The sequence below is a fragment of the Streptomyces sp. NPDC032161 genome, from assembly GCF_040636995.1.
Taxonomy (GTDB): Bacteria; Actinomycetota; Actinomycetes; order Streptomycetales; family Streptomycetaceae; genus Streptomyces.
Window position 1 is genome coordinate 451,846 of sequence record NZ_JBEZVN010000001.1, and the last position, 21,449, is coordinate 473,294.

The 21,449-nt window shown below is 73.7% G+C and carries 16 protein-coding genes and 1 tRNA gene; 9 read left to right on the top strand and 8 right to left on the bottom strand.

Annotation, left to right across the window (positions count from 1 at the left end):
* Nucleotides 1-44: 44 nt before the first annotated feature.
* The 3 genes from lysA to AB0E67_RS01885 are packed head-to-tail and all read right to left on the bottom strand — an operon-like array spanning nucleotide 45 to nucleotide 3,039.
* Nucleotides 45-1,436 (bottom strand): diaminopimelate decarboxylase, encoded by a 1,392-nt coding sequence (lysA, locus tag AB0E67_RS01875; RefSeq protein ID WP_362019619.1) that lies wholly within the window; start codon nucleotides 1,434-1,436, stop codon nucleotides 45-47.
* A gap of 27 nt (nucleotides 1,437-1,463) precedes the next feature.
* A complete protein-coding gene (gene nrtL / locus AB0E67_RS01880) occupies nucleotides 1,464-2,501 on the bottom strand; it encodes an ArgS-related anticodon-binding protein NrtL (RefSeq protein ID WP_362019621.1) in 1,038 nt (345 codons plus the stop codon).
* Nucleotides 2,502-2,556: 55 nt separating this feature from the next.
* Nucleotides 2,557-3,039, bottom strand: coding sequence for a response regulator (locus tag AB0E67_RS01885; protein WP_362019623.1), 483 nt, complete (start codon nucleotides 3,037-3,039; stop codon nucleotides 2,557-2,559).
* A 168-nt stretch (nucleotides 3,040-3,207) separates the two neighbouring features.
* Between AB0E67_RS01885 and AB0E67_RS01890 the strand changes: the two genes are divergently transcribed.
* A tRNA-Arg gene (locus tag AB0E67_RS01890) sits at nucleotides 3,208-3,279 on the top strand.
* A gap of 335 nt (nucleotides 3,280-3,614) precedes the next feature.
* On the opposite strand, the gene AB0E67_RS01895 is transcribed toward AB0E67_RS01890, so the two are convergent.
* From AB0E67_RS01895 to AB0E67_RS01905, 3 genes are all read right to left on the bottom strand, one after another.
* On the bottom strand, nucleotides 3,615-3,911 hold the full coding sequence (locus AB0E67_RS01895; protein ID WP_362019626.1) for a WXG100 family type VII secretion target: 297 nt from the start codon (nucleotides 3,909-3,911) through the stop codon (nucleotides 3,615-3,617).
* A gap of 149 nt (nucleotides 3,912-4,060) precedes the next feature.
* Nucleotides 4,061-5,734 (bottom strand): DUF6880 family protein, encoded by a 1,674-nt coding sequence (locus tag AB0E67_RS01900; RefSeq protein ID WP_362019629.1) that lies wholly within the window; start codon nucleotides 5,732-5,734, stop codon nucleotides 4,061-4,063.
* A gap of 158 nt (nucleotides 5,735-5,892) precedes the next feature.
* The gene (locus AB0E67_RS01905; protein ID WP_362019631.1) at nucleotides 5,893-6,270 is read right to left on the bottom strand and encodes a hypothetical protein; all 378 of its coding nucleotides are present in this window, start codon (nucleotides 6,268-6,270) and stop codon (nucleotides 5,893-5,895) included.
* Between the two features lie 370 nt (nucleotides 6,271-6,640).
* Between AB0E67_RS01905 and AB0E67_RS01910 the strand changes: the two genes are divergently transcribed.
* Nucleotides 6,641-7,054, top strand: a complete 414-nt coding sequence (locus AB0E67_RS01910; RefSeq protein ID WP_362019633.1) for a hypothetical protein — start codon at nucleotides 6,641-6,643, stop codon at nucleotides 7,052-7,054.
* 160 nt (nucleotides 7,055-7,214) lie between these two features.
* Here the strand turns inward: AB0E67_RS01910 and AB0E67_RS01915 are convergent, their stop codons facing one another.
* Nucleotides 7,215-8,306 (bottom strand): Ku protein, encoded by a 1,092-nt coding sequence (locus tag AB0E67_RS01915; RefSeq protein WP_362019635.1) that lies wholly within the window; start codon nucleotides 8,304-8,306, stop codon nucleotides 7,215-7,217.
* Between the two features lie 112 nt (nucleotides 8,307-8,418).
* Between AB0E67_RS01915 and ligD the strand changes: the two genes are divergently transcribed.
* The 7 genes from ligD (at nucleotide 8,419) to AB0E67_RS01950 (ending at nucleotide 20,472) form a co-directional block, all read left to right on the top strand.
* Complete coding sequence (gene ligD / locus AB0E67_RS01920; RefSeq protein WP_362019638.1) at nucleotides 8,419-9,315, top strand: non-homologous end-joining DNA ligase; 897 nt, start codon at nucleotides 8,419-8,421, stop codon at nucleotides 9,313-9,315.
* Nucleotides 9,316-9,583: 268 nt separating this feature from the next.
* Nucleotides 9,584-10,246, top strand: a complete 663-nt coding sequence (locus AB0E67_RS01925; RefSeq protein WP_362019640.1) for a hypothetical protein — start codon at nucleotides 9,584-9,586, stop codon at nucleotides 10,244-10,246.
* A gap of 254 nt (nucleotides 10,247-10,500) precedes the next feature.
* A complete protein-coding gene (locus AB0E67_RS01930; protein WP_362019643.1) occupies nucleotides 10,501-12,699 on the top strand; it encodes a PBS lyase in 2,199 nt (732 codons plus the stop codon).
* The gene (locus tag AB0E67_RS01935) at nucleotides 12,696-13,025 is read left to right on the top strand and encodes a zinc-ribbon domain-containing protein (protein ID WP_362019646.1); all 330 of its coding nucleotides are present in this window, start codon (nucleotides 12,696-12,698) and stop codon (nucleotides 13,023-13,025) included. Before AB0E67_RS01930 ends, AB0E67_RS01935 begins: the two co-directional genes overlap by 4 nt.
* A gap of 208 nt (nucleotides 13,026-13,233) precedes the next feature.
* Entirely contained in the window at nucleotides 13,234-16,539 is a 3,306-nt protein-coding gene (locus AB0E67_RS01940) for an FtsX-like permease family protein (protein WP_362019649.1), read from the top strand.
* 1 nt (nucleotide 16,540) lies between these two features.
* A complete protein-coding gene (locus AB0E67_RS01945; RefSeq protein WP_362019651.1) occupies nucleotides 16,541-19,303 on the top strand; it encodes an FtsX-like permease family protein in 2,763 nt (920 codons plus the stop codon).
* A 212-nt stretch (nucleotides 19,304-19,515) separates the two neighbouring features.
* Nucleotides 19,516-20,472 (top strand): ABC transporter ATP-binding protein, encoded by a 957-nt coding sequence (locus AB0E67_RS01950; protein WP_362019654.1) that lies wholly within the window; start codon nucleotides 19,516-19,518, stop codon nucleotides 20,470-20,472.
* A gap of 112 nt (nucleotides 20,473-20,584) precedes the next feature.
* On the opposite strand, the gene AB0E67_RS01955 is transcribed toward AB0E67_RS01950, so the two are convergent.
* On the bottom strand, nucleotides 20,585-21,286 hold the full coding sequence (locus AB0E67_RS01955) for an ABC transporter ATP-binding protein (protein ID WP_362019656.1): 702 nt from the start codon (nucleotides 21,284-21,286) through the stop codon (nucleotides 20,585-20,587).
* Nucleotides 21,287-21,449: the final 163 nt, after the last annotated feature.

The window sequence follows — 21,449 nt, forward strand, 5'->3', positions numbered from 1 at the left end:
CGGGAGTTTCTGTCATACGTCCGGATCCTGAGACATCTATTTCATCAGCCGACGTCGAGACGCAGGAGATCTTCCTCCGTCTCACGCCTGACGATCACACGCGCCTGCCCGTCGCGCACGGCGACGACGGGCGGACGCAGGGCATGGTTGTAGTTGCTCGCCATGGAGCGGCAGTACGCGCCGGTGGCGGGCACGGCGATCAGGTCGCCGGGCGCCAGGTCGGACGGCAGGAAGGCGTCCCTGACCACGATGTCGCCGCTCTCGCAGTGCTTGCCGACGACGCGGACGAGCATCGGTTCGGCGTCGGAGGCACGGGAGACGAGCGCCACGCTGTACTCGGCGTCGTACAGAGCGGTGCGGATGTTGTCCGACATGCCGCCGTCGACACTGACGTACGTACGCAGCCCCTCCAGGGGCTTGATGGTGCCGACCTCGTACAGCGTGAACGCGGAGGGGCCGACGATGGCGCGCCCCGGCTCGACGGAGATCCTCGGGGTGGCGAGGCCGGCCGCCTCGCACTCGCGGGTCACGATGTCGCCGAGCGCCTTGGCGATCTCGTGCGGCGCGCGCGGGTCGTCGTCGGAGGTGTACGCGATGCCCAGCCCGCCGCCCAGGTCGATCTCGGGCAGTTCGACACCGTGCTCGTCGCGCACCTCGGCGAGCAGCCCCACCACGCGCCGGGCGGAGACCTCGAAGCCGGCCATGTCGAAGATCTGCGAGCCGATGTGCGAGTGGATGCCGATGAGTTCGAGCCCGTCGAGGGCGAGCGCCCGACGCACCGCCTCGGCGGCCTCTCCCCCGGCCAGCGCGATCCCGAACTTCTGGTCCTCGTGCGCGGTCGCGATGAACTCGTGCGTGTGCGCCTCGACACCCACGGTCACCCGGATCTGTACGCGCTGCCGCTTGCCGAGCCGCTGCGCCACGTGGGCCACACGGGCGATCTCCTGGAACGAGTCGAGCACGATCCGCCCGACACCGACGGTGACCGCCCGCTCGATCTCCGCGACGGTCTTGTTGTTGCCGTGGAAGGCGATGCGCTCGGCGGGCATCCCCGCGTCCAGAGCACAGGTCAGCTCGCCGCCGGAGCAGACGTCGAGGTCGAGGCCCTCCTCCTTGAGCCAGCGCACGACGGCCCGCGACAGGAACGCCTTCCCCGCGTAGAACACATCGGCGTCCGGCCCGAAGGCGTGGGCCCAGGCCCGGCAGCGGGCCCGGAAGTCACTCTCGTCGAGGATGTAGGCGGGGGTGCCGAACTCCTCGGCCAGCCGCGCCACTTCGATCCCGCCGACGGTGACGGCGCCGTCCGCGTTCCGGGCGACGGTACGGGACCAGACCTTGGCGTCCAGGGCGTTGAGGTCGGTGGGCGGGGCGGTGTAGTGCCCCTCCGGCAGGACGTCGGCGTGGCGGGGCCCGGCGGGGTGTGCGGAACGGCTCATGGTGCTTGCTCTGCTCTCTCGGGTCTCTCAGAGGACTTCGGGTGCGCTGATGCCGAGCAGGGACAGGCCGCCTGCCAGCACCGTCCCGGCGGCCTCGGCGAGGGCGAGCCGGGAACGGTGGGCGGCCGAGGGTTTCTCGTCGCCGACGGGGAGCGGCGGGGCGCCGTCGTGGAAGTCGAAGAACGCCCGCGCGACCGCCTCCAGCTGCCGGGCGACCCGGTCGGGCTCCCGGTGCCGGGCGGCGGCGGCGAGCACGTCGGGATGGTCGGCGAGGAGCGCCGCGAGCGCGTCCGTCACGGCGTCCGCACGCTCCGCGCCCCCGGGCCGGGCGCCGCCCCCGAGGCCCTCGTACGCGGCGGTGAACCCCAGCTGCCGGGCGTTGCGGCTCAGGGCCCGGGTGCGCGCGTACGCGTACCGCACGCGGAACAGCGGATTGCCCTCCCGCTGCGCGAGGAGCGCGTCGTCGCCGGTGTCCTGGGGCCGGTCGTGCGGCGCGGCCCGCAGCAGCGCCCAGCGCGCGGCGTCGTTCCCGAGCCGCGCGAAGAGATCGCGGTCGGCGGCGGGCACCGGCATCACGTGCAGCGCCTCCCCGCCCGCGGCCCGCGCGCCCACGGTCGCTCCCTGGGCGCGGAGCAGCCGCTCGACGACCTCGGTGACGACCAGGGCGCGCGCCTCCTGGACGGGCGCGAAGGACACGGTCGTACCGGCGAGGTCGTGCCCGTGCCCGTACTCCCGGCCGCTCCTCGCGATGTCCCGGACGAGCGCGCCGATCCGGTCGGCACCGTCCAGCAGGCTGAAGTTCAGGAAGCCGGGCCCCGTGACCTCGACCACACCGATCCCCGGCACGCCCCGCACCCGCTCCCGGATGATCTCGGCGACGTCCCTGGCCGGCAGCGCGGCGGGCCGGGCCAGCTGGAGGGCGACGGCACAGGCGTAGTCCCCACGCCCACCGGGCCTGGTCCGCTCCACCCGCACGCGCGCGGGCACGGGCGCGCGCAAGGCGTCCTCGTCGACCGCGCGACGCACAGCGTGCAGCACGGCCCTGGAGAGATCGGCGGGGGTCACAGGACAAGCGTATGGGAGGAAGGGGGCCACCCCGCGACCCCGTTTCGCCATGCGGTCACCCGGCGGCGCTCTCCGCCCTCCCCGCCCCCTGTCTGCCGTCGGCCGCGGGCGGCTCCGCCCGGTTCGCCAACTCCCCCACGAGCCGAACCAGTTCGCTGGGCTCGAAGGGCTTCGCCAGGAACGCGTCCACGCCTGCGGCGACCCCGGTGTCCACCTCGCAGGGGGTGCAGGCGCTGATGATCGCCAGGGGCAGATGTCTGGTCCGCGGATCGGAACGCAATCTGGTGGCGGTCTGCAGACCGTCCAGTCGGGGCATGACGACATCGAGAGTGATCACATCGGGACAGACCTGATGCACCAGATCCAGACACTCGACACCATCGGACGCGGTCACGACCTCGAAGCCCTCAAGCTCGAGATTGACCCTGATCAACTGCCGGATGACCTTGTTGTCGTCGACAACAAGCACGCGGCCACACGCGCCTGACACACTCCGAGAGTAGGTGCGGCGTAGGGGCTGCGTCCGGGTTTTGCCCATTTCCGCCCCCGGACGAGTGGTGCGGGCATGGCCGGATGTACGCCGTCCCGGCCGCCCTCCCCGCCCGCCGACCTGCACGGGCCCTCTCGGCAGCACGGAAATACCTGTTCACGGACACCCCGTGGAAGCTGGTAGTGTTTCTCCCGTCGCCGAGCAACACGGCGAAACGCCCCCGTAGCTCAGGGGATAGAGCAACGGCCTCCGGAGCCGTGTGCGCAGGTTCGAATCCTGCCGGGGGCACTTCGCAGGAAGTGCCAAAAGACCCCGTGATCAGCGGAAAAGCTGAGCGCGGGGTCTTGTTGTATGTGCAGGCGTGTGCCGTGCTCAGCGACCGTATGACAGGGGCCGCGGCCTGTTCGCGGCCTGGACCGTGAGGCATCGTCCCAGGTGGGAGCACGGAAACCACGAACGACGAACGACGAAGGCCCTGGGACCGGGCCGTGAGCGACCTCGGTGGCGTCCACGCCCGCGTTGAGCCACGTGGAGAGCGCGGAGTGCCGGAGGCCGTAGGGAACGGTGGCCGGCCGGTGCGGTGTCCCGGCCCGTCACGTGACAGCCGCTTTCCCGACCGCGCGTCAGAGGTCGCGCAGGCGACTGGTCGGTGCCGACGCGGTGGGAGCGGTCGCCGGAGTGGAAAGGGCGTCGACCTCTGTCTCGATGTCAACATCGGTCTGGACTCTACGGAACTGCTCGAAGGTCTCGATCTCCTGCTTCGTGAAGCCGTCCTCACTCAGGCGAACCCCCAACGCGAGCAGTCGCATGGTCCGCTGGATGCGTACGGCATCCTGCGCGGCACCCCGATGGAGGGCCCGATATGCCTTGGCGGCGGGACCACGCCAGCCGACCTCGATGGCGTCGACGATCTCGTCCATGCGTGTGATTGGAGCGCCTGGCCTGCTGGTCCGGCTCCTCGTCCTCGTGCACCGCCGGGTCGACCAGTGCGGGCGTGTGAGCGGGGTCCTCCATGCCGGGTGCGGTGGCTAGGACGGGTACGGGGAGCTGCGGCCCGCCCGAGCCCGGTTCAGAGGCCGTGTTCGTCCATCAGCCGCATCAGGTTCCGCTTGCGTTTCTGGGTGGTGCGCAGGGCGGTCACGTACGCGGTGAACTCGTCCGGCGTGTCCAGGCGACGATGACAGTCGCGCATGTTCAGCAGCAGGCCGACGAGCCGTTCGTAGATCGCGTTGCCCGTCTGCCGGGTGAGCGGTTCGGCCAGGCGCAGGTAGACGTCGAGTGCGTCGGAGGGGCGGGCGTGGTCGGCGAGGGCGAGCCACTGGTGGTCATGGGCGCCGGTTTCGGTGGCGGCCTGCCAGGCGGCGTCGATGTCCTTGTCGTCCAGCAGGGTGTCGACCAGGACGGAACCGCTGTGGCGCCCCGGCCGTCGTTCTGCGTCCGCGCGCAGCAGGGCCAGTGCCCGCTCGCGCTCGGCCGGCCAGCTGTCGGCGGCCCGGGCGACGGCGCGCAGGTGCTGGTAGGCCCACAGGGTGCGATGGGCGTCGAAGTGGTCGCGGCGCAGGGCGAGGGCGTCGGGAAGCCGGTCGGCCCGTGTGTAGCGGTCGGCGAGATAGTCGACGAGGGCGGCGTCCAGGTCGGCGGCGTCCTCGGTGTCGCGAATGCCGCGTTCCGCCCACTCCAGGGCCTCGGCGGGCCGTCCCGCGGTGTCCAGTTCCCGGGCGATGGTCAGGTGGGTGGAGCCGTCCGGGGCGAGGTCGGCCGCGTGCACGGCGATCACCATGTCGGCGTCGCCTCCCGCCTTGGCCAGACGTTCCATCAGGTACTTCTCCGCCCAGCCGGTGCGATTGGCCCGCCATGCCTCGACCGCGTGTCTCCGCAGGGCCGTCATCCCCTGTTCGCCGAGGACGTCCTCGTAGTCGAGCGGATCGATGTCCGTGAGGCCGCTGTCGTCGTGGAGCGTGTGCTGGACGAGCCAGTGCGCGAGTTCCTCCGGGTCGGGGTCGGCCGCGAGGCATGCGTCGTGGTGGGCGTCGGCAAGGGCCGCGCCGACCTGCCCGAGCCATCCGTCGGAGTCGTCGACGTTCTCCGCCGCCCCGGCCAGCAGCCGGAGCGCCTCCCGCGCCAGGGTGATCGCGTCGGCGGCCCGGCCCGAGCCGGTCAGTTCCCCGATCGTGGACGCCACCTGCCCGGCCTGGTCGGAGTATCCACGGGCGGCGGCGTATTCGACGTAGCCGTACTGCGCGAACGGACCGATGTCGAGCAGCTCACGGATCCGGGACCGGGCCCAGGCCATGTCCCCTCGGGCGTTCGCGACCCGCAGCTCCAGACGGCGCCGGAACTGCCGGTCCTCGGCGACCCGGTCACGTACGAGTTCGAGCAGTTCTTCCCTGGACAGGTCGGACAGCCAGGCGTCGAGGGTCTGTGCCCGGCTCCGGGCTGTCTTCCGCTGCTTCGGCAGGCTCGCCGACCGGGCGAGCAGACTCAGGCCGAGTGCGACCAGGTGTTTGCAGAAGTTGCCTTCCAGGCCGTACGGGCAGTCGCACTCACCGGCCAGGCCGCGCGGTCCGTCCAGCGTCAGTTCCACCTCGTACCGCTCCGTGCCGTGGACGGTCGCGGTGGCCGAGACCTCACCGACCTCGATCCCGGACACCGCATCGAGATATCCGGTCCCTCGCTCGAAGGAACGGGCGCCTGCCAGCGCCCTGAGGTTCGCCTCGGTGAGACTCTTCGCAACTCTTCCCACGCCTGCTCCGGTCCTGGTTCCCGTCCTGGGTGTCAGCCTACGAGGGGCAGGGACGCAGAGGGGTGCCTTTGGCCCCACGCGTGCAGCGGACCGAGGGGCACCGCGACTTCATGTCCGGGGTGCGACGGACAGGGTTCCTCGACCGGCCCGGGCCCGGGCTATGCGTCCGTCCCCTCCGGGCCGCCGTTGCCGATCTGTTCGGCCCGCAGCGCGAGGTCCTGGAGCACGTCGGCGGAGGTCACGTCCGTCTGTCCGGAGTCGTGCACCTGGGCGAGCATCGCGAAGGCCAGGGTGAACGCGCCGACCAGCTGCTCCACCGCGCCACCGACCTCGCGGCCGACGAGGGACGCGACCTCTTCGATGGTGGCGTCCTCGGGGATCGTGATCCGGGGCATCGTCTCGTTCAGAAGCGCGGTCACCACGGTCGAATCGGCTTCCACGTCGTCGCGGTCCCCGCTCTCTTCGAGCAGTCGGCGGATCTCGCCCGCCTCCGTGAGGATGCCCACCACGCGCTTCACCACTTCGCTCTGCTCCATGCCGTGAGCATAGGCGCGGGGGCGCGCCTCGTGGGGGCGGTCGCGCGTATGCCGTACGGGAAGTCGGGGGCACGGCGCCGTTCGTGACCGCGTTCGGCGTATCGTCCCCGAGGAACCGTCCCGCCGGCGTGTCATGGGTGGCCCGTGGCTCCCGGTGGGCGGGTACGCCCGGACCGGGCCCGCTTCCCCGGGCCGGTCCCGGGGATGGTCCGGACCGCCGTCCTGTCCGGTCCGGTCACCGTCCCGGCCCGTCCGTTCCCGTCTCGGTCCCGGCCTCCGTCCAGTCGTATCCCGTCTCGGTCCCGGCCCGGCCTCCGTCCGGTCCCGGCCGGTCGCGACCGGGATTCGTGGGCGGCCTATCGTGACGGCCATGTCTGGAACACACGTGGCACGGCGGGTCGGCAAGGCGCTGATAGTGACGGTGCTCGCGACCGCCCTGTCCCACCTGTTGTTGTCCGACGGGCTGTCACTTTCCCAGTGGCAGCAGGCCGCCGCGAACGTCGGCGGGGATCTCGGGGGCTCGGGCGACGCCGCGTTCTCGGCGGCCGTGGTCAACACGCTGCTGGCCATGCCTGCCGTGCTGTGGGTGGGGATGCGGCTGTTGCGGGAGCGTCGCGTGTATCTGACGGTGATCGTCGGGACGGTCGGATGGTTCTTCACCGTCGGCCAGTACATCGACCGGTTGAACGAGCGGCCGAGCATGATGATGCCACTCGGAATGCTGGCCGGGTTCGTCGCGGTGACCGCGCTGTCATCTGTCGTTCTCCGACCGCGGGGCGAGTGAGTCGGGACAGCGTCGGCACACACTTTTCGCTGGTCCGTCCGGCTTCTCCCCGTCCTCTACGGCGGGCTCCCCCGCCGCCGCGCCGGTCTCCCCTGTCATCCGCACGGGCGGACGGAGAAAGGCGGCGGCCTTCACGCCGGTCTTCATGACGGCCTTCGGCTCACGCAGAGGAACGTTTGCGTGAAGTCGTGTTCTTCGCCGCCGACTTGGTGCCGGACTTCGCGGTGGTCTTCCTCTCCGGCGCCTTGGCGGTCGTCGACTTCTTCGCCGTCGACCGCGACGCGGTCTTCTTGGCGGGCGCCCGGCTCGTCGTGGACTTCGTCTTCTTCGCCGCCGCCTTCTTGGGGGGCGCCGCGGCCTTCTTCCTCGCTCCGGTGCCGCCCGACTTCTTGCGGCCGGTGAGCGAGGTGACCTCGGCCATGGAGCCCTCCGCGGGCTCCTCGCCCGCTTCCGGTTCCGCGGTCCGCGGCTCCTCGCCCCGGGCCTCCTTGGCCTCCCGAACGCTCTTCTCCAGTGCGGCGACCAGGTCGATGACCTTGCCGCCGGCGGCCTCGGCCTTCGCGGGCTCCAGGGTCCGGCCCTCGGCCTTCGCCGCGATGAGTTCCTCGACGGCCTCCCGGTAGTCGTCGTGGAGCGAGTCCATGTCGACCTCGCCGAGGGTGTCCATCAGCGCGTCGGCCAGGTCGAGTTCGGCGTCGCGCACCGTGACGTCGGCCTCGGGGGCGGCGCCCTCGGGACTGCGGATCTCGTCCGGCCAGAGCAGGCCGTGCATGGCGATCACGTCGTCGACCACCCGCAGCATGCCGAGCCGTTCCCGCCCGCGCAGCGCGTACTTCGCCACGGCCACCTTCCGGCTCCGCTTCAGCGCCTCCCGGAGCAGGGTGTACGGCTTGGCCGCCGGGACGCCGTTGGCGGAGAGGTAGTACGCCGCGTCCATCTGGAGCGGGTCGATCGAGGTCGCGGGCACGAAGGCGACGATCTCGATCGTCTTGGCGGTGGGGAGCGGGAGCGAGCCGAGCTCCTCGTCGGTGATCGGGATCATCGAGCCGTCGGCGTCCTCGTACGCCTTGCCGATCTCGGCGGCGGCGACCTCCTCCCCGTCGATCTCGCAGACCTTCCGGTACCGGATCCGCCCGCCGTCGGCGAGGTGCACCTGGCGGAACGAGATCGAGTGGCTCTCGGTCGCGTTGACCAGCTTGATCGGGATGCTGACCAGCCCGAAGGAGATGGCGCCGTTCCATATGGATCTCACTGTTCGCCCCTTGTGTGCGCATGAGGTCTGGATGGATGCGTTGGGTACGTACGAGCCGCACTCGATGCCCGTTCTGCGCATGTATGCACAGAAATCATGTGACTCTTATCGTATGACGCCGATCACAGAGGTGGAGGGGCGACGGCTGGCGCTCAGCAATCTCGACAAGGTGCTGTATCCGGCCACCGGCACCACCAAGGGCGAGGTGCTCCACTACTACGCGACCGCGGTGGCGCACCCCCTGCTGGCCCATCTGCGCGACCGGCCCGTGTCCTTCCTGCGCTATCCGGACGGCCCCGACGGGCAGTGCTTCTTCACCAAGAATCCGCCGCCCGGTACGCCGTCCTGGGTACGGACCACTCCGGTGCCGCACCGCGAGGACGAGCAGGCCAGGCAGGTGGTCGTGGACGACCTGGCCTCGCTGATGTGGGCGGCCAACCTCGTGGTGGAGTTCCACACCCCGCAGTGGCGGGCCGGGGCGCCCGGGACCGCCGACCGGATGGTGTTCGATCTGGACCCGGGGGCGCCCGCGACCGTGGTGGAGTGCTGCGCGGTGGCGCGGTGGCTGCGCGACCGGCTGGCCTCGGACGGGCTCCTCGCCTGCGGGAAGACCTCCGGGTCGAAGGGACTGCATCTGCTCGTGGCGGTGGAGCCGACCCCCGCCGAGCAGGTGTCGGCCTACGCGAAGAAACTGGCCGTCGAGGCCCAGGAGGCGCTTCCCGACCTGGTGGTCCACCGGATGACCCGCGCATTGCGGCCGGGAAAGGTGTTCATCGACTTCAGCCAGAACGCGGCGGCGAAGACCACCGCCACCCCCTACACCTTGCGCGCCCGCCCCGAGCCGGCCGTCTCCGCGCCCGTCACCTGGGAGGAGATCGAGAAGTGCCGGGCGCCCGGAGAACTGGTCTTCCTGGCTGGTGACATGGCGGCCCGGCTGGCACGGCACGGCGATCTGCTCGAGCCGCTCAACGACCCCGAACGGGCCCGGCCGCTGCCGACGAGGGGCTGAGGCGCTCTCCGGCCCCGGCCGCGGTCGCGGTCGCGGTCGCCATGCCGCCGCCCCCGCCATGCCCGTGCCCGTGCTCATGTCCGCGACCGTGTCCGTGCCCCGCTTCTCCCGTCCCCCACCCTCTCCCGCCCCGACTCGTTGTGGTTCCCTTGACCAGCCACGATCAAGCCCGTGCGTCGGCGGCGGAACGGAGACCCGCTGCGGACACGCACACCACCGGGCCCGGTGGCAGCCGTACCGACCAGTCGGCACGACCACAGGAATGGAAGTGATCACGCGCGTGCGCATCCCCCGTCCCCGCCCGATCCCGGACGCCCACTTGCCGGAGGGCCGCCTTCCAGGAGCCCGCCTCCTGGGCGCGGCGCTCGTCGGGGGTCTGGGCCTGACCGGCTGCTCGGCGGACGGGCCGTCGGCCTATCGGAGCGACTACGCGGCCCACCGGCCCCTGCGCGTCGTCGGCTATCCCTCCACGGGCAGTCTGGAAGTGGTGCAGAAAGCCGTGTGGCGCCTGGCGGACGGTGACGCGGCGGGCCTGGCCGCGCTTGCCGCGAAGGGGGGCCGGGCCGACGCGACGGCCCACAACTGGATCAGGGCGTTCGGGGCCGCGGCCCGGTCCGACGTGACGGCGGACTTCTACGACGAGGGCTCCACCCGCCAGGTCGTGGTGCTCTACTTCGCCGACGGCGAGCGGACCGCCGACGGCGAGCGGACCGCCGACGGCGAGCGGACCGCCGACGGCGAGCGGACCGCCGATGGCGAGCGGACCGCCGATGGCGAACGGACCGAAGGGGTCAAGGAGATCGAGGTGCGCCTGGACGGCGACGCCTGGGGCATCACCCTCGACGAACCGACACTCTCCGAAGCCGCGGCGAAACCCTCCTGGGCGCCCGCCGAACCCGGCGGCTCCGGCTCCCGGACGGCCGACGGGTAGCGGGCCGGCCGACGGGTCGCGGACGGCCGGTGGCAGCCGTTCGCGGCCGACGGCCGACGGGCGGCCGACCATGGTCCCGCGACCGACGGGGCCGGACACCGGAGAAGAACGTTCCGCCCGGTTGTCCGATAGCGCATGACGAGAACTTTGTCATGTCCGTCAGGAAAAGAACGCATGTAGAGGGCACACGGTCGGACCGTGGTGCACACTCTGGCAGACACTGCTTCGTGTCAATCGCGTGGGGAGGCGAGGGCGTGTTCGCAGGGATCGAAGAGGTCGACTGGGCCTCGATGGAGCATGCCTACGGGCCTGCCGATGACGTACCGGCGATGCTGCGGGGGCTCGCCTCCGACGATCCGGTGGTACGCGAGACCGCACTGGACGGCATGTACGGGGCCGTGCACCACCAGGGCGAGGTGTACGCCTGCACCCTGGCCTGCATTCCGTTCCTCTTCGAGCTGATCGTGGATCCGGACGTCCAGGACCGGGGCAGCGTCGTGGAGCTGCTCACCAGCATCGGCGGCATCGATCTGGGCGAGGACGACGAGGACGAGATCGCCGAGGAGGAGATCGAGGGGGCGGCGAACTACGCGATGGCGGCGACCGCCGTCACCGCGGGGTCCGGGGTGTTCTGCGAGCTGGTGGCGGACGAGGACCCCGGGGTGCGGCTCGCCGCACCGCTGGCGCTCGCCGGGCTCCACAGCCACCCGTCGCGGGTGCTCGCGCTGCTGCGGGAGCGGCTGCCGGTGGAGCCGTCCGAGGAGGTACGGCTCGCGCTGGTCGAGGCGGCCGGGCGGGTCGCGCTGCGGCACCGTTCGCTGGCCGGGGAGGCTTCGGTCTGGCTGACCCGGCTGACCGGCGAGGGGTTCCCGCCCGGGCTGCGGCTCGCCGCGCTGGCCCAGTTGGCGCGGTGCGCGCCGGACGCGCTGCCGGGCGATGTCGTACGGGTGGTGACGGGCCTGCTGCGTCAGCTGCGCCAGGCCCCCGCACGGCGCTCCGCCCCGACCGCCTACGGCACGGGCGAGCCCCGGCCCGGCCCGGCCGCCGACGTGATCGCGGCTCTCGACGCGCACCCCGAGGCGTCCGGCGCCGGGGAGCCGCCGACGGAGGAACGGGCCGCGTCCGCGGCCCGGCTGGGCCAGGCCCGGGCGCTGTCCGGCGAGGAGGTCCCGGCCCGCGCCGCGCCCTGGACCGCGGATCTGCTGCGTACGCTCCACACCGGCCTCGACGACCGGGTCGCCGAGCGGACGGCGCTGCTGACCGATCAGCTGCGCAGCCCCGACCACCAGCAGCGGATCGACGCGCTCCGGATGAGCAGTGCGTTGATCCGGGTCTGGCGGGGGTCCTACGACGAGCTGGTCCGGCTGGTCGGCGAACAGCTCGCCACGCCCGAGCCCCGGCTGGCCGGCGCCGCGGCCCAGGTGCTGGAGGACCTCTTCGGGCTGGCCGCGCCCGCCTCGGACGCGCTGGCGGCGCGGGTCGCGGCGGATCCCGCCTCGTGGGTACGGGACTGGTCCAGCGGTCCCCCGGCGCTCGGCAGCGCGGTGAAGTCGCTGGCCCGCCTCGGCGACCCCCGCGCCGTACCGGCGCTGGCCGCGGCCCTGGAGCGGCGCGAGATACCCCACGACGTGGGGTTCGCCATCGGCTTCCTGGGGCCGGCGGCGGCCCCGCTGGCGGGGGTGCTGCGCCGCAGGCTGGGCGAGGTCCGGCTGGACGAGGCGGCGTACGACCGGGCGAGCCCGCTGCTGATGGCCCTGACCGCGATACCCGCGGGCGAGGCGGTGCCGGAGGTGCTGCGGGTGCTGCGCGGCGCCCCGGCCTACCGGGGCGAGTGGCTGCGCACGGCGGCACTGCGGGCGCTCGGTTCGTTCGGGCCCGCCGCGCGTGACGCCGTACCGGATCTGCGGGTACTGCTGCGCGACCCCGGGGCGGTCTCGGCGGTGGAGGCCGTCGAGGCGGCCCAGGCCCTGTGGGCGGTCGACGGGGACACCGACGCCGTACTGCCGGTGCTGACCGAGGGGCTGCGGGCGGGACGTGTCCACGAGGTGCGCGCCGCCGTCAACGCCGTGGCCGGGCTCGGGGCGCGGGCGGCGGCGGCCGCGCCCCGGCTCCGTGCGCTGCTCCACCACGAGGAGTTGTGGCTGCGGGTGGACGCGGCGGCCGCGCTGTGGGAGGTTTCGGGACGGGCCGAGGAGTCCGTTCCGGTGCTGCTGACGGCCTGGGAGCGGAGCCGTCAGTCCCGGGTCCGCGTGGCGCGGTGCCTGGCGCGGATGGGGGCCGCCGGTGCCGGGCCGGAGGCGGCGGGGGCGCTGCGCGCCGAACTCGCCTCCGTGCGCCGCCACAACGCGATGGACGGCACCTTCGGCAGCCACGACACATACGACGACGAACAGCTGCTGGCGTTCTGTCGGCAGGCGCTTCTGGGCGACACGGGGAAGGGCCCCACGGCGTGATCATTTTCGGTACGCGGGGATATCTGTACCAGCTGGCCGTGCTGACGCTGGTCTGCGGCTGGTGCGGCAATCCGGCCGCGCACACGCTGCGCAAGCGGGTCACCAAGTTCACGCTGTTCTTCGTGCCGCTGTTCCCCTTCTCGACCAAGTTCGCGACGCAGTGCACGTTCTGCGGCGGGGAGCAGCAGATACCGAAGGAGCAGGCGGAGCAGCTGCTGGCACAGCACGCGACCGCGCAGCAGGGCAACCCGTTCGGACAGGCGCAGGGCCAGGGACACCCGGGGTACGCGCCGGGCGGACCCGGTCGGAACCCGTACCAGAACTGAGACCGACCACCTGCCGTACGCGGCGGCCTCGGTGATCAACACGCCGGGGTTTCGCGCTCCACTGCCCGGATTCCGTTCATAGAACGCCGACTTCCGGTCACAATCCGGTCAAGCCCGCTTCACCGTCACTTACCCCGCAGCATCCGGTCTGACAACATCACCGGAAGGTCTGGGGCGAGGGTGACAGCAGAGGCTTGGGGGAAGCCGAGTGACGAGGTATGGGGGGCGTTTCGCAGGGCGTTCGGGGCGTGCCGCGCTCGTCCTGGCGAGGGCGCGCGCGCATCGCCCGCTGATCGCCGCCGCGCTCGTCACCGTCCTGCTGACCACGTCCGTGCTGGCGGCCCTGGCCGCCTACTCGACCGCGATCGGCGACGCGGCCCTGCGCCACTCGCTGGCCGAACCGCGCAACGCCGCCGATGCCGCGCTGGTCGTCAAGGCCGAGGTGGCGGCCGAGCGTCGCCGGGACGCCGACGCCGCCGTACGCGACGGAGCGCGCCGGATCTTCGACGGACTGCCGGTGACCGTGCGGACGCTGGTGCGCTCCGGCCCGTACGCCCTGCCCGCGACCCCCCGGGCCGCAGCCGCCCGGCCCGGCGACAAGCCCGACCTCACGCACTTCGCGGCGCTCGACTCCACGCAGGTGCGGATCAGCGGGGGGCGCCTGCCACGCGCGGGCGCGTCGGAGGTCGAGGTGGCGATGCCCGAGACCGCCGCGCGGCGGCTGCGACTGGCGCCGGGCGCCCGCCTCACCGTCACCGACCGGCTCGACGGGCCGCCCGTGCGGATCCTCGTCACCGGCGTGTACCGGCCGACCGACCCGGCCTCCCCCTACTGGCTGCTGGACGAACTCGGCGGTCGGGGCGTACGGGCGTCCACCTTCACCACCTACGGCCCCCTGCTGACGACGCCCTCCGTCGTCACCGGCGACCGGGTGAGCGACGGAGGGTCGGCGTGGCTCGCCTCCGCCGACTTCGCCCGCCTCACCGCCGACCGCGTCGGCGCCCTGCGCGCTTCCGCGCGGACCGGGCCGGCCACCCTGCTCAAACTGCCCACGGGGGACGACAGCAAGGGCGGTACGGTCGGCGGGGCGACCGCGAGCACCGCCCTCCCCGAGGTCCTCGACCGGATCGAGCGCTCCCTGCTCGTCTCCCGCTCCACCCTCCTGATCGTCGCCCTCCAGCTTGCCCTGCTCGCGGTCTGCACGCTGCTGCTCGTGGCCCGGCTGCTCGCCGCCGAACGCACCGGCGAGACCCGACTGCTGCGCGCCCGCGGCGCCTCCCGCGCCACCCTCGCCGGCCTCGCCGCCCGGGAGGCGCTGCTGCTGGCCGGGCCCGCGCTGCTGATCGCCCCGCTGCTGGCGGGCCCGCTGATCCGGCTGCTGGCCGGGCAGGGGGCGCTGGCCCGGCTCGGGCTGGAGCTGGAGGTGCCGGCCGGCGGACGGCTCGGGGTGTGGCTGACGGCGGTCGGCGTGGCGCTGGGGTGCGCGCTTGCGGTGACCCTGCCGGCGGTCGCGGCGACCGGCTTCCGCGCGTCCCGCGCCCGCGCCCTGCCCGCTCCGCTGCGGGCCGGGGCGGACCTGGGGCTGGTGGCGGTGGCCGGAGTCGCCTACTGGCAGCTGGCCCGCCGCACGTCGGGCGCGGTGAGCGCGGACACGACCGGCGCCCTGGGCATCGACCCGCTGCTGGTCGCCGCGCCCGCCCTCGCGCTGCTGGCCGGCGCGGTCCTGACGCTGCGTCTGCTGCCGCCCGCCGCCCGGCTCGCCGAGCGCCGGGCGACGGGCGGGCGGGGGCTGGCCGCGGCGCTGGCCGGCTGGCAGCTCAGCCGCCGCCCGGGGCGCGGCGCCGGTCCCGTGCTGCTGCTCGTCCTGGCCGTGGCACTCGGCGTCCTGGCGATCGGCCAGGGCTCCTCCTGGGAGCGCTCGCAGGACGACCAGGCCGACTTCGCGGCGGGCGCGCCGGTGCGGATCCTGGGCACCGACGGCGGCGAGCTCGGCCGCACGCAGGATTACGCGGCCGTGCCCCATGTGCGCGAGGCCGTCCCCGCCGTGCGGACGACCCTGCCGCTGTCCGGGCGCCGCACGGCGACGGTGCTGACGCTGGACACCGCGCGTGCGGCGGACACCGTCCTGCTGCGTCCCGACCTGGCGCCCGCCCCGATGAAGCGGCTGCTGGCGGGGATGGGTCCCGGTGAGTCGGCGGGCGCGCGCGTGCCCGCCGGGGCGACCCGACTGACGCTGACGGCGACCCTGGCCGGTTCGGCGCGGGGCACGAAGAACGTGGCGACCGTGACCCAGACGCTGGAGGACGAGCACGGCGTCCCCTACCCGTTGGCGTCCGGCGAACTCCCCGCCGACGGGCGCCCGCACCCGCTGTCCGTCGACCTGCCGGGCAGCCACGGGCCGTTGACGCTCACCGGGGTGGAGCTCGTGCTGCCCGTACCGCCCCTCGGAGCCGAACAGCAGACCCTGACCCTCGACGCCCTGACCGCGACGACCGCCGATGGCACGGCACGGCGAGTGCCCCTGCCGGCGTCCTGGACGGCGGCCTCCGGCACCCACGGGCCGGGCTCGTCCGGCTCCGCGAACGCGCCGACCCGCCCGCGCGTCCGCCCCGCCGCGCACCCGACCGTGGTGTACGACACGGGCTACGTCCCGTCCTACCAGCTCTGGCTCAAACCGTCACTGACACTGCGTATGCAGGTGAAACAGCCCAGGACCACCGCGGTGGCCGCCCTCGCCACCGACCGCTTCCTCGCCTCCACCGGCGCCCGCCCCGGTCAGACGATGGACATCGCCTTCGACGGGCAGAACGTGCCCGTGCGTATCGTGCGCGCCCTGCGGCAGCTGCCGACGACCCAGGGCAGGGAGCAGGACGGCGACGGCGGCGCCGTGCTCCTCGATCTGCGCGCCGTGAACCGGGTCCTCCAGGCGCGCTACGGGGCCGCCGTCACGCCCACCGAGTGGTGGCTGCGGCCGGACTCGCCCTCGGACGGCGCGGGCATCGCCACCGCTCTGCGCGCCCGGCCCGACCTCGATCCCGGGCAGATCGTCGTGCGCGACGAGATAGCCGCCGAGCTGCGCGACGACCCGTTCGGGGCGGGCCCGGAGGCCGCGTTCACCGCGGCGGCCGGGGCGGCGGCGGTCCTGGCCGCGCTCGGGTTCGCGGTGAGCGCGGCAGGGGCACTGCGGGAGCGGAACGCCGAGTTCGCGATCCTGCGTGCGCTGGGCGCCCCGCGCCGCCGGCTGGCCCGTGCCGTCGCGGCCGAGCAGGGCGTCCTGGTCGCGTTGGCGCTGGCCGTGGGCACGGGCCTGGGCATCGCCCTGACCCGCGCGGTGCTGCCGCTCGTCGTCCTGACCGGCGAGGCCGCCCGCCCGGTGCCGGATCTGCTGGTGCAACTGCCGCCGCTGCGGGTGGCCGCCCTGCTGACGGCCGTGGCCGCCGTCCCGGTCGTCGTCGTGGCGCTGCTGGCGGTGCGCCAGGCCGATCCGGTGCGAACGCTGCGGGAGGGGGAGTGACATGGTGATCCCGTTCAGGCGTGTGGAACGTGCCGCCGCCCCCTGGGTCCGCACCCGTCTGCGGTCGGCTCCCGGTGCCGCGCTCGCCCTCGCGCTGCTGGTGGCGGTGACCGCCTGCCTGGCCGCCGCGTTCCCGCGCGCGCTGGAGCGGTACGAGGACGCGGGCCTGCGCCGCTCCGTCGAACAGACGCCCGCCTCCCAGCGCGTCGTCCATCTGTCCGCCCCGGCGCCCCTGACGGTGGAAAGGTCGCAGGAGCAGCGCGAGCAACTCATGCGCCCCGACACCATGAAGTACGACTACGAGAACATCCTCGGCACGGTCCGGCGCCCCTTCGTCCCCGACCTCGGCCAGTCGTCGTACGGCGTGACCACTTCCGTGAACCACGAGGCGCCCGACCCCTGGCTGCCCCGGCCGAGCGGGCTGCCCGCCCGGGTCGCCCTCGTAGCCCAGGCGGGGCTGGCCGACCACGCCCGGCTGCGCGAGGGCCGTCTGCCCCGCGCGTCCGGCACGGTCACCGCGACGACACCCGAGGTGGAGGCGGCGGTCAGCGCGGACACCGCCAAGAGCCTGCGCATCGAGGTCGGTTCGGTCCTGCACGTCCCCGGCGCGGACCAGAGCACGCTCACCGTCCGGGTCACCGGCATCGTCGCCCCGCGCGACCGGGACGGCGCCTACTGGGCCGCGGACCCCCTGCTGCGCACGCCCGCGCTGACGCGGGTGTCGCCCGCCGACCCGGACTCGCCCCGGTACTGGCTCGGCGCCCTGCTGCTGGCACCCGAGGCCGCCCCCGTGCTCCTTGGCGTCGAGGAGCTGCCCAAGCGCTACTGGCGGCTGGCCCCCGCCCCGGACACCCTGAACCACCGCGACCTGGGCGCGCTCGAATCCGCGGTCGCCTCCCTGGAGTCGGGCCCCGGTCTCCAGCAGGTGCGCGAGCGCGCCGACCTCCTCGCGGGGGCCTCCACCGATCTCGACGACGTGCTCGCCTCCTACTCCCGCCTGCGCTCCGGTGTCTCCACGCTGATCTCGATCGCGGCGTTCGGCAGCGGTACGGTCGCCGTCGTCGTCCTGGCGATGGCGGGCGGCCTGGCCGCCGACCGCCGCCGCACCGAACTGACCCTGCTGCGCGCCCGCGGCGCCTCGCTGCCGGGTCTCGCCACCCGTCTGCTCGCGGAGACGGCGGTGGTCGCCGTCCCGGCCGGGGCGCTCGGCCTTGCCATGGCGATGTGGGTCCTCCCCGGCGCCCGGGCCCTGCCCGCGGTCCTGGCCGCCCTCGCGGTCACGGTCGTCGCCTGCGCCGCCCTCCCGCTGCGCGCGGTCGCCGTCCACCGGCATGTCCACGTCCCCGCGGTCCGCCAGGACGTGACGTCCGTACGGCCGTCCCGGCGACGTACGGTCGCGGAGCTGACGCTGGTGGCGGTGGCCGTCGGCGCGGTGGTGACCCTGCGGCGGGAGGGCACGTCCGGCGGGTCCGGCGATCAGCTGGTCGCGGCGGCGCCCGTGCTGGTGGGGGTGATCACTGCGCTGCTGCTGGTCCGCCTCCACCCCCTCCCCCTGCGTGGCCTGGCCGGCCCGGCCGGGCGGCTGCGCGGGGTGGTGAGCCATCTGTCCCTGGCCCGGGCCGGCCGCGGGTCCGCGTCCGCGGTGCTGCCGCTGCTCGCCCTGCTCACCGCCCTCACCACGGCCGCGTTCGGCGGCTCGGTCCTGGCGAGCATCGGCGAGGCCCGGGACCACTCGGCGCTCCTCGCCGTCGGGGCCGACGCCCGACTGGAGTCGGCGGTGCGTTCCCTGCCCGCGGGGCTGCCCGAACGGGTGCGCCGGGTTCCCGGCGTGCGGGCGGCGACGGCGGTGAGCGTCGCGTACCAGGCGAAGCCGAACGACGGGCGTCAGGCGGTGCCGGTGGTGGGCGTGGATCCCGGCGGCTACGCGGAGCTGACGAGGCGGACGGGGCTCGGTGCCTTCTCCGAGAAAGTGCTGAGGAAGGACCGGGGCGGCCCGGGGGCCGACGCCGCGCTGCCCGCCGTGGCCTCCCCGGGCATGGCGGACGCCCACGGCTCGGATCCGTTCCCCGTCAGCACGGAGGACGGCAGCACTGTCACCGTCCGCATCGTCCTCGTCCGGGACATCACTCCGGCCGTGCTGGGCGCCGACTTCCTGGTGGTGGACCGCTCCGGCCTCGGCGCCACGGCGGCCACGCCGACGACGCTGCTGGTGACGGGCCCTGAGGCGGACGGCCGCGCCCTGCGCGAGGCGGCCGGGGACGCGGTGTCGGTCCACCTCCGCGCCGACGAGAGGGCCCGGTACGTCGACTCCCCCCTCCAGTCCGGTGTGGAGCGCCTCTACACGGCGGCGGTGGCGGCAGGCGCCGGCTACGCCGTGCTCGCACTGCTCCTGTCACTCCTGCGCGCCGCTCCCGAGCGCCTCGCCCTGCTCGCCCGGCTCCGCACCATGGGCCTCACCCGTTCGCAGGGCCGCCGCCTGCTCGTCCTGGAGTCCCTGCCCCAGGCCGTGCTCGCCGCGGCGGGCGGCGTCCTGACCGGCTGGGCAACGATCCGCCTGCTTTCCCCCGGCATGAACCTGACCGCAGTGGCCCTACCGCTCTGGGCCGCTCCCCTGGAACACACCCCGCTGCACACCGACGCCTGGTCGCTGACGGTGCCCGCGCTGGTCGTGGTGGCGGTGACGGTGGGGATCGCCGGCGTACAGGCGTGGTGGGCGGGGAGGAGAGGAGCGGTGCGGGAGTTGAGAGCGGGTGACACGAAGTGAGAAGGGCGGCGCGCCCCGTCCCCGGCGGCCTCGGCGCCGGATCCCGGGCGCTCCGGCGGCCCCGGCCCCTGCCCCCCGGCGGACTCGGCTGCCCCGGCCCCTGGCCGCGGCGGACTCGGCGGCCCCGGCCTCCGTTCCGGCGGCCTCACCCGTCCGCCGCAGCCCCGGCGCGCCCCCCGGCCGGCCGTGGCCCCCATAGACCAAGGAGCCCGATGACGACCAACCCCACCCTCGCCGAACTGGCCGACAAGGCGACCGCCACCCGCGACCGGCCCGCCTACGGCCACGACGCCCTCATCACCTGCGACCGTCTGGTCCGCATCTTCTCGGTGGAAGGCGTGGAGGTGCAGGCCCTCCAGGGCCTCGACCTGCTCGTCCGCAAGGGCGAACTCATGGCCCTGGTGGGCGCCTCGGGCAGCGGCAAGTCCACCCTGATGAACATCCTGTCCGGCCTGGACACCCCCACCGCCGGGGCGGCCCAGGTGGCCGGCCACAACCTGCTGGCCATGACCGCGAAGGACCGCCTGCACTACCGGCGCAAGGTGGTCGGCTTCATCTGGCAGCAGACCTCCCGCAACCTGCTGCCGTATCTCACCGCGGCCCAGAACGTCGCCCTGCCCCTCCAGCTGGCGGGCGGGCGGCGCCGCTCCCGGGCCCGCGCCGAACGCGCCCTGGAACTGTTGGAGTTGCTCCAGGTCGCCGACTGCCGAGGCCGCCGCCCGCACGAGATGTCCGGCGGTCAGCAGCAGCGGGTCGCGATCGCCGTGGCCCTCGCCTGCGATCCGGCGGTGCTGTTCGCCGACGAACCCACCGGCGAGCTGGACTCCCACACCGCCGGGCAGATCTTCGCCGCCTTCCGCACGGCGAACGAGGAGCTGGGCACCACGATCGTCATCGTCACCCATGACCGCGCCGTGGCCACCGAGGTCCGCCGCACGGTCGCCATCCGCGACGGCCGCACCTCCACGGAGGTCCTGCGCCGCAGCGAGGTCGACGAGACCACGGGCAACGAGACGCTGGTGGCCCGCGAGTACGCCATGCTCGACCGGGCGGGCCGCCTCCAGCTGCCCGCCGAGTACACGAAGGCGCTGGGCATGCGCGACCGGGTGGCGCTGGATCTGGAACAGGACCACATCACCGTATGGCCGGACGACAGCGGGCACAGCTGATCGCCGGCCGTGACCGGACAGCAGTGCACGGGCCACCGACGATCCCGGCCCATGTGAGGAGGAGCGGGTCGGGGGACGCCGTCGACGCAGTCCTGGCAGGCGATGGCTCGGCCTACTCCCCCGTCGCGTCCCGTATCTCCCCGTCGCGCAGTTCCAGCACCCGGTCGGCCAGGTCGAGCAGCGTCGCGTCGTGCGTGGCCACCAGGACGGCGACCTGTTCGCTGCGCACGACCGCACGCAGCAGTTCCATCACGGCATGGCCGGTCTCCGCGTCCAGCTGCCCGGTGGGCTCGTCGGCGATCAGCAGTGAGGGGTTGTTGGCCAGGGCGCGGGCGACGGCGACCCGCTGCTGCTGGCCGCCGGAGAGCTCGCCGGGCCGCTGGGCCGCGTGGTCGGCGAGGCCCACCAGGGACAGCAGCAGCTCGACTCGCTCCTCACGCTCCCGTACGTCGGCACGGCGCATGCGCATCGGCACGCCCACGTTCTCCGCGGCCGTCAGGATCGGGATGAGACCAAAGGACTGGAAGACGAAGCCGATCCGGTCCCGGCGCAGCGCCAGCAGGCCGTCCTCGCCGAGCTCCGACAGGTCCAGGCCGTCCACGGTGACCCGGCCCCGGTCCGGTGCGTCGAGCCCTCCGACGACGTTCAGCAGGGTGGTCTTCCCGGAACCCGAGCGCCCCTTGAGCGCGACGAGCTCACCGCGGGGGAGGTCGAAGGAGACGCCGCGCAGGGCATGGACGGCGGCGGCTCCCTGGCCGTACGACCTGTGGACGTCCTCGACGCGCACCATGGTCCCCGCGACAACCTGGCTCATGTGTCCTCCCTTGATCCCCCGTGGGCCGGTCGTCAGTATCGCGGCCTTCCGCCCGGCCCTCAATGCTTCTACGGCCCTTCACCCGACGCGGGAGCGATCTCCGAGGGGAGACGCGTGGGCCGAGGTCGCGGAGTTCCGCCGGTGCTCCATGTCCTGGGAAGGG

Excerpts from the sequence above, each read along its gene's own strand:
- lysA (WP_362019619.1), bottom strand. The coding sequence starts at position 1,436 with ATGAGCCGTTCCGCACACCCCGCCGGGCCCCGCCACGCCGACGTCCTG.
- AB0E67_RS01885 (WP_362019623.1), bottom strand. The coding sequence starts at position 3,039 with ATGGGCAAAACCCGGACGCAGCCCCTACGCCGCACCTACTCTCGGAGT.
- AB0E67_RS01895 (WP_362019626.1), bottom strand. The coding sequence starts at position 3,911 with ATGGACGAGATCGTCGACGCCATCGAGGTCGGCTGGCGTGGTCCCGCC.
- AB0E67_RS01905 (WP_362019631.1), bottom strand. The coding sequence starts at position 6,270 with ATGGAGCAGAGCGAAGTGGTGAAGCGCGTGGTGGGCATCCTCACGGAG.
- AB0E67_RS01910 (WP_362019633.1), top strand. The coding sequence starts at position 6,641 with ATGTCTGGAACACACGTGGCACGGCGGGTCGGCAAGGCGCTGATAGTG.
- ligD (WP_362019638.1), top strand. The coding sequence starts at position 8,419 with ATGACGCCGATCACAGAGGTGGAGGGGCGACGGCTGGCGCTCAGCAAT.
- AB0E67_RS01945 (WP_362019651.1), top strand. The coding sequence starts at position 16,541 with ATGGTGATCCCGTTCAGGCGTGTGGAACGTGCCGCCGCCCCCTGGGTC.
- AB0E67_RS01950 (WP_362019654.1), top strand. The coding sequence starts at position 19,516 with ATGACGACCAACCCCACCCTCGCCGAACTGGCCGACAAGGCGACCGCC.
- AB0E67_RS01955 (WP_362019656.1), bottom strand. The coding sequence starts at position 21,286 with ATGAGCCAGGTTGTCGCGGGGACCATGGTGCGCGTCGAGGACGTCCAC.